Origin of the sequence: Polyangium jinanense (assembly GCF_028435265.1) — a bacterium.
GTDB lineage: Bacteria > Myxococcota_A > Polyangia > Polyangiales > Polyangiaceae > Polyangium > Polyangium jinanense.
The window spans coordinates 117,995-133,933 of sequence record NZ_JAGTJK010000008.1; the positions used below are offsets into that span (position 1 = coordinate 117,995).

10 protein-coding genes are annotated in these 15,939 nt (G+C 66.9%); 4 read left to right on the plus strand and 6 right to left on the minus strand.

The genetic code is table 11. The annotated features are described in order from the left end of the window. Positions 1 to 210: 210 nt before the first annotated feature. Positions 211 to 534, plus strand: coding sequence for a four helix bundle protein (locus KEG38_RS18340; RefSeq protein ID WP_272420995.1), 324 nt, complete (start codon positions 211 to 213; stop codon positions 532 to 534). A 231-nt stretch (positions 535 to 765) separates the two neighbouring features. After that, positions 766 to 924, plus strand: coding sequence for an RNA polymerase sigma factor (locus KEG38_RS18345; RefSeq protein WP_272420996.1), 159 nt, complete (start codon positions 766 to 768; stop codon positions 922 to 924). Between the two features lie 78 nt (positions 925 to 1,002). On the opposite strand, the gene KEG38_RS18350 is transcribed toward KEG38_RS18345, so the two are convergent. From KEG38_RS18350 to KEG38_RS18365, 4 genes are all read right to left on the minus strand, one after another. After that, complete coding sequence (locus tag KEG38_RS18350) at positions 1,003 to 1,683, minus strand: hypothetical protein (RefSeq protein WP_272420997.1); 681 nt, start codon at positions 1,681 to 1,683, stop codon at positions 1,003 to 1,005. A 143-nt stretch (positions 1,684 to 1,826) separates the two neighbouring features. Further along, complete coding sequence (locus KEG38_RS18355) at positions 1,827 to 2,144, minus strand: ribonuclease E inhibitor RraB (RefSeq protein WP_272420998.1); 318 nt, start codon at positions 2,142 to 2,144, stop codon at positions 1,827 to 1,829. 8 nt (positions 2,145 to 2,152) lie between these two features. Further along, on the minus strand, positions 2,153 to 3,631 hold the full coding sequence (locus KEG38_RS18360) for a hypothetical protein (RefSeq protein ID WP_272420999.1): 1,479 nt from the start codon (positions 3,629 to 3,631) through the stop codon (positions 2,153 to 2,155). A gap of 592 nt (positions 3,632 to 4,223) precedes the next feature. Next, positions 4,224 to 5,516: an EAL domain-containing protein gene (locus KEG38_RS18365; protein WP_272421000.1), complete on the minus strand. Its 1,293-nt coding sequence runs from the start codon at positions 5,514 to 5,516 to the stop codon at positions 4,224 to 4,226. A 164-nt stretch (positions 5,517 to 5,680) separates the two neighbouring features. Between KEG38_RS18365 and KEG38_RS18370 the strand changes: the two genes are divergently transcribed. Next, a complete protein-coding gene (locus KEG38_RS18370) occupies positions 5,681 to 7,477 on the plus strand; it encodes a phospholipase D-like domain-containing protein (RefSeq protein WP_272421001.1) in 1,797 nt (598 codons plus the stop codon). A 60-nt stretch (positions 7,478 to 7,537) separates the two neighbouring features. Continuing rightward, complete coding sequence (locus tag KEG38_RS18375) at positions 7,538 to 8,203, plus strand: hypothetical protein (RefSeq protein WP_272421002.1); 666 nt, start codon at positions 7,538 to 7,540, stop codon at positions 8,201 to 8,203. A gap of 7 nt (positions 8,204 to 8,210) precedes the next feature. On the opposite strand, the gene KEG38_RS18380 is transcribed toward KEG38_RS18375, so the two are convergent. Both KEG38_RS18380 and KEG38_RS18385 read right to left on the minus strand, forming a co-directional pair. Further along, positions 8,211 to 9,737, minus strand: a complete 1,527-nt coding sequence (locus KEG38_RS18380; protein WP_272421003.1) for a DUF2330 domain-containing protein — start codon at positions 9,735 to 9,737, stop codon at positions 8,211 to 8,213. Between the two features lie 96 nt (positions 9,738 to 9,833). After that, positions 9,834 to 15,803 (minus strand): AAA family ATPase, encoded by a 5,970-nt coding sequence (locus tag KEG38_RS18385; protein ID WP_272421004.1) that lies wholly within the window; start codon positions 15,801 to 15,803, stop codon positions 9,834 to 9,836. Between the last annotated feature and the right edge of the window lie 136 nt (positions 15,804 to 15,939).

The window sequence follows — 15,939 nt, forward strand, 5'->3', positions numbered from 1 at the left end:
TCGGGACGGTTGTTCTTTGTTTTCGTCCGGGGAGGTCGATTGTGCCCGCGTGCTCGGAAGGCGAAAGGCCGAGCCGTGCTCGCCGGGCTCGCCGTGCTCGCTTCGCTGCGCGCGGCTGCGCGCGGTGCGAGGCTTCGCCTCGCAGCCTTTCGCCTTCCTCCGCGCGCGGGCCGGGGTCCGGGGTCCCCGGTCGGGGATACGGAGGAAACAATGGCGCTCAGGATTTATAGCGTGGCGATCGAGATGCTCAGGACATTGCGACCGGTGATCGAACGAGTCGGGACCAAGGATCCGAATCTCGGGGATCAGCTACGGCGGGCGGCAACGAGTATTGCGCTGAACCTGAGCGAGGGCGCGTATTCGCAGGGAAGGAACGAACGGGCCCGGTGGTATACGGCAATGGGTTCGGCGGCGGAGGTTCGCGCGTGCCTGGAGGTAGCAGAAGCGCTCGGGTACATCGAGAAAGCGGACGAGAACCTGCTCGACACGCTCGACCGTATCGTAGCCACCCTGCATCGCCTCACACGTCGGTAATGACCCGGGCGTGACGCTCCCCGCAGGGCGGCACGCCTTCCAACGGCAGCGGAAGCGGAAGCGGAAGCGGAAGCGGAAGCGGAGGCGGAAGCGGAAGCGGAAGCGGAAGCGGAGGCGGAAGCGGCAGCGGCAGCAGCAGCGGCAGCGGCAGCGGCAGCGGCAGCGGCAGCGGCAGCGGCAGCGGGATGCTCCTGCAGGCGATGTATGGGATGTTTCGGCTCAAGCGATTCCTTGGGAAGCTCCGGCCACGCATCCGGGGCCGTGGTGCTGCCGTATCTGGAGGGCCGTTCGATCCGGGAGATCGCCGGATCGCTCGGGCTCCCGACGAAGACCGTCCATGGCCGCCTGCATCTCGCTCGGGAGCACCTGAAGACGCTCGCGCTCGCTTGACGCGCCGGCGAGTTCGCCGGCCCGCTCTCCCCGCTCCGCTGCTCCCTCCCGCCGCGTCTTTCCATCGAAGGAGCCGACTCAATCCGGATCCACGAGCGAAAGGACAGCCCGTAGACCAGCATTGGGTATGGCGAGCGCGGCGTACGCGACGAAGAGCTTCAGGGCGAGGCCGTGCTTCTTCGTGGTGAGCCAGTTTGCCCCAATGCGGAGCAGGCCCGTGAGCCAAAGCCCGCAGCCTGCGGCTACGGCCAGGCCGCACACGAAATCGATCCCTTTCACGCTTTGGGGCAGGGATGTAACGAATTGGCTCGTCGTTCCCGAGAATGCTGCCAGCCACATCAGCAGGGCGCCAAGGAGGCAGAACGGCGCCGTGACGACGAAGAGGAGTGGGAAACTCGCCATGACGAGGTACGCGCGCGTGTGATCGATCGTCACGGGTCCGCTCGCCCTGCGCCCCGCGCGATGGAGGAGGACGACCGCCGTGAGTGCTGCGGCGAGCACGGCGCAGGAGGGGCCCACGGAGCGGAGCACGATAAAACACGTGATCGACGGGGCAATTTTCTCTGCATGAAAGTAGCTCAGCGCGTAGGCGTACTCGAAACTCACCAGACAGCCTCCAACCAGCCCGACCACGGCGCCGATTGGGAAAGAGAGCCTCACCACCTTGTCGTAAGGCGAGACCACGTCGGGGAGCGCCGTGGCGGGCGGCGACGCGACAGGCGGCGCGTACGCCTGACCGAGGTCGAGTTTGTCGTCCATGTCTCAGCCCCGCACCCTACTCGATGGGTTTGTCGGGGTCAACAACCTCCGCGTTCGCCGCTCCCGCCTCGATCATGGCAAGCTCCTTGGGCGTCAGCGGGCGCAGTTGTCGGAGGAGAGTGCTTGCCCATTCTCGTCCGCACTCAGCCTCCGAATGTCCCCCATCCATCGGAGTACCCCCCCACCTCTGCGCCCAGTTCATCGAGCTCCCGCTGCGCAGCAACGACCGCCTCGTATGTGGGAACCATCCGTTTGGCGCAGTAGCAGATCCATTCCTCAGCTTCATCGTCGAATTCGAGCGACGGAGTATAGCCTCGCTTCGCCGCCAAACGCGCCAATTCCGCACCCGCAGCTTGATCCGGGACAGATACAACGAAGTCGATATCCATCGGCTTCGACATGTCGCATCGTGTCGCTATGCGACGCAGGGCAGCGCCATCGGCATCGTCGGGGTAATCCATCATTTCTCCTATTCGAGTAGCTTTTTCCCGGGAGATTCGATCTTGTTATAGTTATCAGGGCGAGCCGGGCCACCGTGTTCCTGTAGTCGACGCGCTTCTTCCTTGAAGGCTTCTTCCCCGTTCGGCGCGGGCCTCCAGTCCGTTGCTACATGCTGGTCTCCGGTTTTCCGCTCGATGCGACGACCGGATACCTGGGAGCGCTCTCGACTACCTTTCCCATCGTACGTTTTTCCACTGGCGTGCGTGTTCGTATATGATCCTGTTTCGCCGCTGCGGCTACTCCCCGACACGGGCCGCGTCGTCGTCGTGACGGTCGTCTCGTTGGGCGGCGCCACTGCCTTCGGCGTGCTCGCGACCGGAGCACTCGGCAGCTTCGGCTGCCGCAAGAACCCACCCGGCCCGCCCGCCGCGCTCGGCAGGAAGACCGGCATGCTTCGCAGCCTCTGCTGGGCCGCTCGCAGCGCCCTCGCCCCCGCGGTCTCCAGGGCCGACGCTCCCCCGGTGCCGACCATCAACAAGGCGTCCGCCAGGGCGTTCAGGATCGCGAATTTCAGCTCGGCATCCGCCCAGCCTTTGCCATACCCCTTGAGAAATGCCTCCCAGGCGATCTTGGCGAGCCCCTCGTCGTCGTACGTCGGCAGGTCCGGGATTGCATTCAGCTGTTTGGCCAGACCGGTCTGGATGTCCTCCACGAATCTGGCCCCCCTCCAAACCCCTAGATCGAAGATCCGCGCCTGTCCTCTCTGGATGGTGTCCCTCGTTTCCTCCGCCCTGCCGAGCGTCTCGCCCCATAGACGCCCGATCCGCTCACCGGTACGCCTCGCCTCCTCCTCGGCGTCCCTCCGCGCCAGGTTGGCTTTCTGCTCTTCATACGTTTTCCCGGGAGGAGGCGGCGGACACGGCACGTTCGTCCCAGGCGTGGGGGCGGGCGTGGGAGCCATTTGCCCGATGAAACGCTGATCGGGTGGCCTGTTTCGCGGCCTGTCGCAGGGCTTTATCGCCGACGTCCGCGTCACGGTTCGGACGGTCGTGCCCTTGGCCGGCCCGGCTTCCGGCTCTTTCGCCGCAATCTTCTCCGGCGGCGGCGGCGGTTTATCGCAGGGCAGATCCTGATACGCGAGCCCCAGGAGCCTCCGGCTCTCGGACGGCGCGAGGGGGTCATGAACGAAGACGGCCTTGACCGAAGGGTTTTCCAGGAGCTTTTCGAGCGGTTCGAACGCCGGTCGATGTACGCCGTCCCCGAGTTCGTACCAGTAACGCGCATTCGGGCCGACGCGGGGATGCCGCCGGCAGACGCGAAACACGCTCTTTCCGTGCAGCTCCTGCGCCCACCCCTCGGTATGCACGCCCGCCGCGCCGCACCCGAGGAGCCATGCCGCGACGCCAAAAGCGAAGAGCACCGGCAGCCCGAATCGAAAGAAGCGCAGAGCACCGATGATCCACAGACGCGGATGCAACGACGATGCGAGCGCGCGGCGCGAAGTCATGGAGACCCCTCCCTGGCAGGCAGCAAGAGTCCAGTGGCGACCCCAGGCTAGAAGATGGCGTTCAAGCCCACAAGGATGCAGGCGTGCGCTCCATTACCGACAAAACCGTTGACATCCCCTCCGAGATCAGCCCCAGGGCCGCCTCCGCGAACCACGGGGGATGCCGCGAGCGGTCCCGCCATGCCGTCTCCCAGGTCCACGCGCTGCCTCGTCAACTCCAGGCGGCTGTTTTTACGCCTTTCACCCCCTCTCCGCCGCGCAGAGAGGGGGTAGGGGGGTGAGGTTCGCGTGCAAACCGAGATCGGCGCGCTCCGAGTGGTGTTTGCAACGCGTGCAGAGGGCACAACGTACGTCGGAAACCCGGTTGCAACGCGTGCAGAGGGCACAACGTACGTTCGAAAAGCCGTTTGCAACGCGTGCAGAGGGCACAACGTACGTCGGAAACCCGTTTGCAACGCGTGCAGACGGCGCAACGTACGTTCGAAACCCGTTTGCAACGCGTGCACGCGGGGTCTGGTACGCTGTGATCAGCGTTTGCAACGCGTGCACGCGGGGTCCGGTGCGCTGCTAGCCCTTTCGGGCGGGGGGGAAGCTAGAACTCCCCGTCCGCGATCGCTCGCATCAGCACCTGCATCGTCACGATCCCCAGGTACCGACCGTGGTGCTCCACGATCACCGGATCGTACGTGCGTGGCTCGTCCCGCGACGTCGCGAGCCGCAGCGCGACCGGCAGCGGCGTCGCCTCGTCCACCCGCAACGGATGCGGATCCATCAGCGTAGCGATCGGAGAACCACCGCGGCGCGTATGCGAGAGCTCGTCCAGAAGCCGCTCCCGCGTCGCGAGCCCCAGCACGTGTCCCTCACAGTCCACCACCGGCAGCGCCGCGTACGTGGTCGATCGCCGCAGCGCCTCCGCGACCTCTCCCGCGGGCGTTCCTGGCAGCACGGACGCATGGGATCCGCGCAGCGCGCTGATCGTGCGCGGCGGTGGGATCGACCGCCCATCCCGCTCCGTTTGCCGCGCCGCGCGCCGCACGAGATCCTTCACGCTCGTCGTCAAAGGCGAAAGCTCCGGCGCAGGCCTCGCGAGCAGGTAGCCCTGACCAAGCTCCACGCCGCACGCGAGCAGCGCGTGCAGATCGTGTTCGTCCTCGATGCCCTCCGCGATCACCTGAATCCCCGCGCGCCGACCAAAATCCGCCAGCGACCGCACGAGGTGCGCGCGCAGCGGATCCCCCGAAAGGTGCCGCACGATCGCCTTGTCGAGCTTCAAAAAATGCGGCCGCACGCGCACGAGCGCCGTCAGCGACGCGTACCCCGCACCCACGTCGTCGAGCGCGATCCGAAACCCTTGGCTCGCGTAGTGCCGGACGATCCGTTCCAGACGATCGCTGTCGAGCACCGCGCCCGACTCCGTCAACTCGAGGACGATGCGCGTCGGCGCGACCCCATGCTCCTCCAGCAGCCGTCGCGTGAACCCCGCGCTGAACGCCGGGTCGTCGATCACCCGTGGATCGACGTTCAGGAAAAACACGCCCTCGGATCCGCCGCGCGCGAGCGTCTCGATCCCGATCTCGCGGAAGCGCCGGTCGACGGCCACGAGTCTTCCGTGCGAGTGCGCCATCTCGAGCAGCGCCTGCGGCCCCGACACACCACGCGCGTGCGCCTCGGACGCACCAGGACCGAGGCGTCCGAGCACCTCGCGCCCCATCACCTCGCCCGTGCCGAGATCCACGATCGGCTGGAAAGCCACGTGCAGGTGTTCACTCACGAGCAGATCGTCGAGCCAGGTCGCGGCGGTCGACACCGCGCCCGATCCTGGCGGGATCGTCCCGAGGGTATCCTCCCTCGCCGCCGCTTCTGCGCGCTGCTCACCGGCCTTCATCGGTAGGTCAATCCTCCGGTCTCCTCATACTACCGGTTTTTTTCGGGACGGTAGCATTCCCGTTTCTTGCGAACGTACGTACGCAGCCGTTCGTGGTTTTGCTCGCGTATGCACGCTTTCGAGTCTGCCCGCTCGGCTCTAGGGCTTTCCTTAGAGGAGGACGTATGCCGAGGGAACGGGCCACGTTCGATGTCCTGGTCACGACGCCTCACGGCGCGCCTGTCCAGGGTGCATCCGTGCGTCTCCTCGGCCCGCGGGGGGCCCTGGTAGCGGAGGAGTTCACGCCCGGCCGGAGCCGCGTCGTCTTGCCGCGGCGCGGCGATTACGAGCTCATCGTGGAGCCCGGGGCCTCGCCGTTCGAGCTCAAGCCGCTCCGCACCACGCTTTTCCTGACACCCGGCAAATGCGGGAGCTCCCTCGCCGCGATGAGCGGCCTCGATGGCGTGCGCTCCCGCGTCGAACGTATCGAATGCGCGGAAGGTCGCATCACGGTCCACGTCGTCCTCGATTACGTATGGTTTTCCCACATGGGGTATCCGCCGACGCTCGGCAATCGGGTGGACATCCTCGTCGACGGAGAGGACGGCTGGCGCGCGGTGGCCGAGGCGCTCCTGGAGGCGCGCCGCACGATTCGCGTCACCACGTGGGTCTACGAGCCGGAGCTCGAGCTCTTGCGCCCCGATCCACTCGCCGAGCCTGCCGATCGCGAGGCCTATACCATCCAGCGCATCCTCGAATCCCGGGCCCAGGCGTCCGTCACCGTGCAACTCCTTCTCTGGGATCCGCCCCTCTTGCCCATTCCCGGCGAGGCGCGGCGCGTCGCGCTCACCGAGGGAGACGGATTCGAGGTCCTCACCGAGAAAAACCCGACCGAGCGCCCGATCTTCGACGAACGTCATTCGCTGGGAAACTTCCTTTTCGGCGACGTCCAGATCGGCTCGTTTCACCAGAAAACCGTGGTCGTCGACGGTCGCATCGGGTTTTGCGGCGGCATGAACATGCGCCAGAACGACTGGGACACCCGGCATCACCGTCTCTTCGAGCCGGGCCGGTGCCGCTTCTCGCGGCCGGGCTCGTTCCGCGCCCGCGTCAAGGAAGGCCTCTGCGCCGCAGACCACCCGCCCCGCCACGATTTCGTGGCCCGTATCGAGGGCCCGAGCGTCGCCCACCTCGAAGAGAACTTCCGGGAGCGGTGGAATCGCCTCCTCGAGCGCGGCGCACCGAACGCCGAGCGCTCCACGCCCGTCCCCCCGCCCGAGCCCGCCGTGCTCCCCGAGGCGCCCGGGCGTGCTGTCGTGCAGGTCGTCCGCACCATGCCCGCGCCCCACACCGAGCGCGGCATTCTCGACGTCTACCTCCGCGCCGTCGCCGCCGCCCGCCGCCTCATTTACGTCGAGGACCAGTATTTCCGGTCCACCTACGTCAGCGAGGCGATCGTCGAAGCAGCCCGGAAAAACCCGCGCCTCGCGGTCCTCGTCATCACGAGCGAGGCGCAAGCGAACCACCCGCTCACCGGCGCGTGGAGCCACGCCTGCTTCGAGCGCATCCGCGAGGCCATCCCCGATTTCGAGCTCTACTCGCTGCGCTGCGCCGGCCGCGATGGGCGCGGCAAGCGCCGCGTCCAGGAGGTCGACCATCACGGCAAGTTGCTCCTCGTCGACGACGTGTTCGTCATGGTGGGGAGCTGCAACGTGAACGACCGCGGCTTCGAATACGAGGGCGAGTGCAACGTGGCCATCGTCGATCCGGCCTTCGCCGCCACGTTCCGCCTCGGCCTCTTCCGCGATTACCTCGGCGGCGATCCACGCCTCGGAAAGGACATCGAGCGCGACGTCGCGATCTTCCGCGAGCACGCCGCGCGTCATGCCGAGCGCCCGCCCGACGGCGATCCACACCCGTACGTCGTCCCGTTCGCCCCGCGCCCCCGCCGCTCGCAGATCTTCGGCCGCAGCGTCTTCTGACGCTCCCCGCGCGCCTCCCCCCTTGACGGACGCGCCTCGCTCCGATGTTCTCTCGCTGCCATGCAGATCGACCGCTCCCGATTTCTCCTCCTCACCGCGACCATGGCCTCCGGCGCGTGCGGCGGCGCCGCGCAACCCGGGGCCGGTGATCCCGTCGTCGCGGCGCCGGTCGTCACGTTGCCCGAGGAGGACAAACCCGCCGAATCCCGCACGACCGCAGGCTCGCCGGGCCAGCCGGGCGTGGGCGAGCCGAGCGAGGAGGTCCGCGCGACGCTCGAAGGGGCCGGCTCCTCGTCCGGCGACGAGCCTTCCGTGTGCGACGACGGCGGTCCGGCGCCGAAGGGGTGTGACACCCTGCGCGCGCCGGGGCCTCAATGCGAGAGCTTCATCGATACCCGCGACATGTGCGGCAAGCTCGCGCACGGGCTCAAGCCCCGCGTGGCGGAGAAGGTCGTCGATTGCCTGCTCGCGAAGAGCGGCAAGCAGTCGCTCTGCACCTTCGACATCGCGAACCAGTGCGGGATGTCGGCCGTGCGCAAGGCGTCGTGCATCGAGCCCTCCACGCAATCGGCGTGCGCCCCCGCCGTGAAGAGCTGCGGCGGCCGGCTCGCGATGAAGGATTGCCAGGCGCTCCTCTCGTCCGTGAACCGCAAGAACCGCGAGAACATGCTCGCCTGCGTGACCGAGGGTTGCTCGATCGATTATTGTATGTATTCGGTGGAATAGCGGGGGATCAAGCGGGCAGGGGAGAACGCGCGCCACGCAGGCGCCGCCGCGCGAGGGCGAGCATGCCCGCGCCGAGTGTCGAGAGGATCACGACGAACGTCCCGCGATCCTTGTTCGAGCCATTGCCGTTCTCGGGCAGGAGCGCCACGCCGGACGGGCAGATCGTCTCCACGTTCGTCGACGACCGCGCCCGGATTTCGTGCTCCACCTCGACCTGGTTCTCCGCAGGCTCGACCTCCAGATCCTTCACCAGCGCCGCGCGCGGCAGCCTCGCTTCGAGCCGCGTCAGCCACACGTCACTCGGGTGCAGGCCATTCAGCGCCGTCGCCACGTCGTCCAGCGTCGAATCCACGAGCTGGTCGTTCTCGCCGCATTCGAAGAGCCGCGCGTCGATCTCCCCCGCGGCCACCTCGCCGCAGGACGGATCATTCGACGGAACGCCTGCCGGACACGGATCCACGACCATCCGGTTGTCCTTCGCGAACGTGTTGAAGGTCGACACGCACGACTCGTCGGTCGTCTCCTTGTTGATCACGCCCTGGCCGACGTACCCCTCCGCGATCGTGCGCGCGGTGCGCGAGGGGAAGCCGAATTCGTCGACCTCCAGCGTGAGCTGCACATTCCCCCGCACCGCGCCTTCGATCGGCGCGAGCAGCGCCTGCGGTTTCGCGAACGTCGTGACCCACGTGGCGCCGTCGTTCGCCGCGAGCATCTTTTCCCGCAGCGTGGCGTAGTTCGAGGCGTTCGTCGAGAAATCCCACGACACGAGATCCGCCGGGACGAGCGCATTCGCGAAATTCTTCGCGCCCCATCGCCCCTCGGTGATCAAAAACAGCGTGATGTCCACGTTCGCCCCCGTGCCGACCGCGACCATGCGCAGCGGCAAGGTCGGGCTGATGCCGGGTTGCCATACGCGGACCGGCTTCATTTCGTTCACGCCTTTGCCCGGCTGCAGCCGGAGCGCGATGAAATCGAACCCCTCGTCGATGTACGCGTCGATCACCGGCGCCGTCTCCGGGGGAATCGTGTATCCGGCGGTCGTCAGCCAATCGTCGAGCACGCCCGGCGTCTCGGTGCTCAGCGTCACGGTCTCGAACGGCCCCACCGTGCCGCGGTGCACCACGGTCACGCCTCCGCCGTTCGGCGCGAACTCGCCTCCGACCCCCGCGAAATCGGCCTGCGCGCACCCGCAATCGAAATCGGGGCCATTGTTGCAGCTGATCGGCGGCGCGAACACCGTGGTCGACGTCGCCGCGTCCAGCGTCTCGAACCAGGCGTCGGTGGAGATCTCGATGACCGCGCCCGGCTTCACCGGCAAAAGCCAGCCCCAGCTCTCGGGGTCGCCGTCGTATCGGATCTGATCCCAGAGCACCGTCTGCTTCGGTGAGACCGAGAGCGCCATCCGGTGCGCGTTCACGATGGTGTTCACCATGGGCGGGACCACGCAGCCGCCGCACGCGTGGGCGTCGCTCGGCGCGAGCAACGCGGCGAGAGGGGCGGAGACGAGGAGGGTCGCAAGCAAGGATGTCTTCATGAAGGTCTCCCATCGCGCCGGGAATGAGGCGCGGCGCGGGGCCATCGTAGAGCAAATCGCCCCCGTCGATCGGGCTTTCGCCCTCCGACCTGTCGCTCAGTCCCGGGGCGGAGGTATTTCGCCTTGGTTTCCCACCCCCGGGGGAAGGAAGGGGAGCTCCACGAGGAACGTCGCTCCGGCGTTTGGCTGGCTTTCCACGCGGACGGACCCGCCATGCGAGGTCACGATCCAGTGCACCAGGTACAGCCCGAGGCCGAGGCCCCCGAAATTCTGCGCCGGCACCGCGCGCTCGAAGCGATTGAAGATCTTGGCCTGATCTTTCTCCGCAATTCCGATTCCATGGTCCCGGACGACGAGCAACGCCGAGGCGGCCTGCCTGCGCACGGTCACGTGAATGGGCTGATGCTTGCCGTATTTCATCGCGTTCGACAGGAGGTTCACCACGACCTGCTCCAGGCGGGACTTGTCCCAGGACCCCACCACGGGCGCGTCCATCTCGAGCTCCATCCGGCAGCCCGCCGATGCGAGCTGCGGGGCCATTCGCCGGGCGACCTCGCGGGTCAGGGCGGAGAGCTCGACCGGCTCGAAGGTGAGCGTCAGCCGTCCGCTGTGCAGCCTCGCAACATCGAGCAGCTCGTCCACCAGGTGCCCGAGCCGCGCGACCTGCCGATGGAGGACCTGGAGCATCGTCTCGATCCGTGCCGGGGTGAGAGGCACGGACGGGTCGCGGCGCATGAGCCGCTCGACCAGCTGAATCTGCAATTGCAGCGACGCGAGCGGGGTCTTGAGCTCGTGGGAGGCGACCATGAGGAATTCGTCCCGGAGTCCGATCGCCTCCTGGGCTTTGGCGTACAGCCGGGCATTGTCGAGCGCGAGCGCTGCGCGGCGCCCCAGCTCTTCGGCGAGTGCCAGGTCGGCCGCGCCATAACGACGATGAGGCGCGGTTGCCAAGAGGAACATGACCCCGAGGCATCGATCACGCGCGAGGAGCGGGACCCGGAGGTAGGCGTGGACGTTCCGGTCTTGCAAAAGGGGCGCGGCGCGGGCGTCTCCGATTTCGGGCTCGGTCGGCATCGATACCACGAGCCCGCTCAGCGCCTCGCGCAGCATATCGAGCTCTCCGGGGGGCACGCCTCGGGCAGCGGTATGGAAACGCGTGTCGTTCTCGGAGGGGACGGTGACGACGCACTGGTCGGAGAGCTCGGGCACCGCGAGCGCGGCCACGCTATCGAGCGTCGCTTCATACCCGAGCACCATCAGGGTACGGCTCGCCTCGGCCAGAAAGCGCTGGGCTCGCTCGGCCTGCTTGCGCTCGGTGATGTCGGTCGACATCCCGCAGAGCGTGCGCGATGCGGTGCCTTCGCCGAGCGGGAACTTGACCGACAGGAAGGTATGCAATCCATCGGCGAGCGGAACCTCCTCCTCCCACTCCATCGGCGCGCCTGCCTCGAGCACCTTCCGATCGTGGTCACGAATCATCTCTGCGACCGGAGCGGGGAAGAGGTCCGCGTCGGTTTTTCCGAGGAGATGCTCGTTCGGCACGCGGAGCAGGTGGCCCACGTGCCGATTGGTGAGCAGGAAGCGGCCTTCGCGGTCCTTGAGGTAGATGGCCGCCGCCGAATTGTCGATGATGGCCTTGAGGGCCTGCTCCGCCCGCCTCCGCTCGGTGTTCTCCTCTTCGAGGTCAGAATAGAGCACGGCATTTTCCACCGAGATGGCCGATTGCGAGGCGAGCAGTTCGAGCACGCTGAGCCGCCCGGCGGTGAACGCCCCGGTGACGAGGTTGTTCTCCAGGTAGAGCATCCCGAGCAGACGCGTCTGGCGCACGATCGGCAGGCAGAGCAATGACCTCGGCCGCTTGCGCGTGAAGTAGTCGTCCTCGAGGAACGGGTGCCGGGCGGTGGCGTCGTCGAGCAGCACGCGCTCGCGGGTCCGGCGAACGTAGTTCAGAATGGATTGCGGAAGCGTCGCCGTCGACCTCTCGGTCGTATCGAGCAATTGCACCGTCCCTCCGCGCGCCTCGATCGCGGCCGCAATAGACAGGCGCTCGTCCCGGACGAGGAGCACGTGCCCTCCGTCCGCGCCCGCGTGCTCGATCACGACGCGCAGCAATGTCTCGAGCAATCGCGGCAGCTTGAGCTCCCCGGAGATGCTTTGCGAGGCCTTGACCACCGATAAGACGTCGAATTGCTCGGCCCGCACGGCGAAGGTGACGGTGGGGGCGATGGGCTTGCGCTCCACGAGGTGGGGGTAGCGCTGGTCGAGCTGCTCCACCTTGGCATGGGCGCCCCAGCGGAAGTAGCCGGCGCGGGCCTTTTGCAGGTAGGCGTCGGCGGCGATGGAAAGGCCGCGCGCGCGGTAAAACCCCGCCGCGAGCTCGCAGGCGATGGCCTCGTACTGGACGAAGCCGTGCTCCCGCGCCGACGAAATGGCCTGCTCGTAGAGCCGGATGGCCTCCGCCTCTTGCCCCCGGAGCCGGGCGATTTCGGCGCGGAGGAGGGCGTGCTTGTGGAGGAAGTTTTCGGGGCAGTTCGAGGCCCACACGCCGAGCTGCCTCTCGCCCGAAAGGAGGCCCTCGGGGAGGTCCCGCGGCTCCGAGGGCGACGCCTCGTCGCAGAGGGCGGCGAGCGCGAGCGCGCGATAGAAGACGTGATCGACGAACAACGGACTCGTCCTGATCTTTGCAGGGTTCTCGGCGCTCGCCAGGGTCGTCGCCGCGGCAGCCTCTCGGGGACAGCCAAGCACGAAGAGCGCCTGTGCTCTCAGGATGTAGTAATAGCCATGGGCTCCCTCCATGTCCTTCGGATCCAGCCGCGCCTCGAAGGCCTCTTGATCCAGCACCGATCCATCCAGCATCGGGAAGTGGACGGCTCTCCCTCGCAGCGTCTGGATCAGGCCATGGGCGCTGAGGAGGGTATCATGAGCGAACGGGTAACCGGCCCTGCGCACGAAGGCGAGTCGATCTTCGACTGCATGAATGACGTCCTCCAGGCGCTCTCCGCAGGCGAGCGGGAACAACGGGGCATGACCACTATTGAGACATGCGATGATCAGATCACCCGACTCGATCGCGGCATTGAAGCCAATGCGCCCGGCGAGACCACTCTCTCGATAGCCACGCATCCAGAAAGCAATGTGGTGTCCGAATATCGTGAATGCGAAGGACTTCGTGGTGATGAAGCTGCTCCTGTCCGCCAGGTCGCAGGCGACTTTGCCGAACCGGTAAGCCTCCTTGTATCTTTCGAACCTCCAGCTGATCTCCATTGCGAAATCGATGTACGCGTGGGCGGAGCTCTCGGCGTTGCCGTGACGCAGGCTGAGCTCGATTCTGCGCGTGGCAAGGAGATACACCAGGTTCGGGTCTACCAGATAAGCGGCGACCCCCATGCCTCGCAAGACGCCCATCACCACCTTGATCTCCGGGTGCGTCATGGGGGGCAGATGCAGGAGATCCTCGATAGGCCGGTCGCCCAGCAATCGCCAGATACGTTCGGTTTCTTTTTCGATCTCGGTGTCGGTGGGGTGCGGTGATATCTCGATACCGAAGGCGCGGAGGCACGGAAGCCCGATCTCCACCGCGCGGGCGCTTTGCCCGCGGGTCGCATGGAAGGCCACCACGAGCTCGACGACCGCGGCCCTCTCGATCGTGGTCCGCGCTCGCGCCATCAGCTCTTGGAAGAGCTGTTCGATGTCAGCGAAGCTGCTCGTGGCATACGCTGCGTGCGCGCGCTCGAAGGTCAGGCTGTACGTCAGCTCGTACTGCGCCTCCCAGCGGTCAGGCGCGAGCAATGCCACGCCGGCGGCGAAGAGCGCAGCCGCCGAGTGGAAGGCCGCCGCGGCCTTGGCCTTTCTGCCGGCGCGCAGGTTCAACGCGGCCAGCTCGTCCCTCTCCGCCTGCGAATGGAGGAGCGCCGCGCCGCGGTTCAGGTGACCGACGATGTCGAAGATGGTCTCCTCACGCTTTTCGGCGCGTTGACGCTGGAGGAGCACCCGGCCAATCCCGAGGTGCACCTCAGGGAGCTGCCCTGTCGGAATCAGCGCGTAGGCGGCTTGCTGCACCCGGTCGTGGAGGAATCGATAGGTCCCGCCCTGGGAAAGGATCAGCCCCTCCCGCGCGGCCTCTTCGAGCGCCTCGCGGAGCTCTGCGGCCGGACGCTTGGCGACCACCGCGAGGGTATCGACGTCGATGCGATTGCCGATGCACGCGGCGAGCTTGAGCGCGTCCTGCGCCGGGACCGAGAGCCGCGAAAGTTTTCCTGCCATCAGCTCGACGACGTTGTCGGTGAAGCCTTTTTCGTGGATCGCGGTGATGTCCCATCTCCACGCGCCCGCCTCCGCATCGAGGGCAATGAGCCCCTCTTGATGCAGCGCGATCAAAAACTGGAGCACGAAAAACGGATTGCCGCCGGTCTTCTCATACACCAGGCGTGCGAGCGGCTCGGCCCGCTCCGCGCTTTCGTGGACCGCCTCGGCCACGAGCGCTCCGACATGCGCGGCCGAGAGCGGGGCGAGGACGATGTCGGCGACCGCGGCGCCGCGCTTTTTCACGTCCGCCAGCGTGAGCGAGAGCAGGTGCGCGGGGCCGACCTCGTTGTCGCGGTAGGCGCCGAGCACGAGCAAGTGCGCCGCCTCGGTATACGTCACGAGCTGCTCGAGGAGCTTCAAGCTGGCCGCGTCGGCCCATTGCAGATCGTCGAGAAACAGCACCAACGGATGCTCTTTCCTGGCAATCACGGCGACGAAGCGCTGGAGCGTCGCGTGCAGCCGGCTCTGGGCCTCGACCGCGGGGAGCTCGGGCATGGGCGCTTGCGGGCCCACGACCTGCTCGATGTCGGGGAGCACGTCGGCGAGCAGCCGACCGTTCGGGCCGAGGGCCTCTCGCAGGCGCTCCCGGAAGCGTTCGACCTCGGCCTCGCTCGCGCTCAGGATCTCCTGCAAAAGGCCGCGGAACGCCTGGAGGAAAGGAAGGTAGGGGATGTCTCGATTGTAGGGGTCGCACTTGCCAGAGACGAAAAACCCCCGTTCCCGCACCACGGGGTTGTGAAGCTCGGCCACGAGTGACGATTTGCCGATGCCCGAGTAGCCCGACACGAGCACGAGCTCCGGCCGGCCCTCTGCGACCACCCGCTCGAATGCGGCGCGCAGCGCCTCGACTTCGCGCTCGCGCCCATAGAGTCGCTGCGGGATCTGGAAGCGGTCGGAGAGGTCACGCTGCCCGAGCGCAAACGGTTGAATGATGCCGCTCGTCCGCCACCGGGCGAAGCACTCGGTCAGGTCGTGCCGCAGCCCGAGCGCGCTCTGATAACGATCCTCGGCGGCCTTGGCCAAAAGCTTGAGCACGACTGCGGACAAAAGCGGGGGAACGGACGGGACGATCGCGTGGGGCGGGAGGGGTGTCTGGGCGATGTGGCAATACACCCATTCCACGGGGTCGCTGGCCTGGAAGGGCAGGGTGCCCGTCAGCATCACGTAGAACGTGACGCCGAGGGAATACAGGTCGGTCCGCTCGTCGATCCAGCGGTTCATCCGGCCCGTCTGTTCCGGGGCCATATAAGCGAGCGTCCCCTCGATGAGAACGGCGTGGGTGAGGTTCTGGGATTCGCGTGGCGCCCGGGAGGCGATCCCGAGATCCGTGATTTTGACCTCGCCGGTATCGGGGTTGTAGAGCAGGTTTTGAGGCTTGATGTCCTTGTGGATGACGTGATGCCGATGCAGCTCGGCGAGCGCTGAGGTCATTCGGAGGGCGAGCGGGAAGAAGCGCTCGAGCGGCATGGGACCGTCGAGCAGCTGATCGAGCGAATGGCCCCCGAAGTCCTCCAGGACCAGGGCCGGCTGGCCGTCGAGCGCATCGATTGCGTACGGCTTGACGACGGCCGAAGCGTCCATCGCCCCGGCGATTTCGTACTCGTGATACAGCCGCCCGAGGGCGCGGGGGCCGGCGTGGTCGGCTCGCAGGACCTTGAGCACCACCGGCCGGTCGTCTTCTTTGCGGCGCGCTCGGAAGACGAGGGTGTCTGCCCCTTCGTGGAGGATTTCGAGTCCGACATAACGCGAATCACGGGTCATGTGAGCCTTTGGAGGCGATCGGCGTGCCTCCGGTTCATAGAGCTATCGAGCCACTTGCGCATCGCGCAGGCCACGCACGGGAGCCCTTGCTCGACCTCTTCGTCGATTCCTTCGGCTGGATGTACTAGGCTCGGCG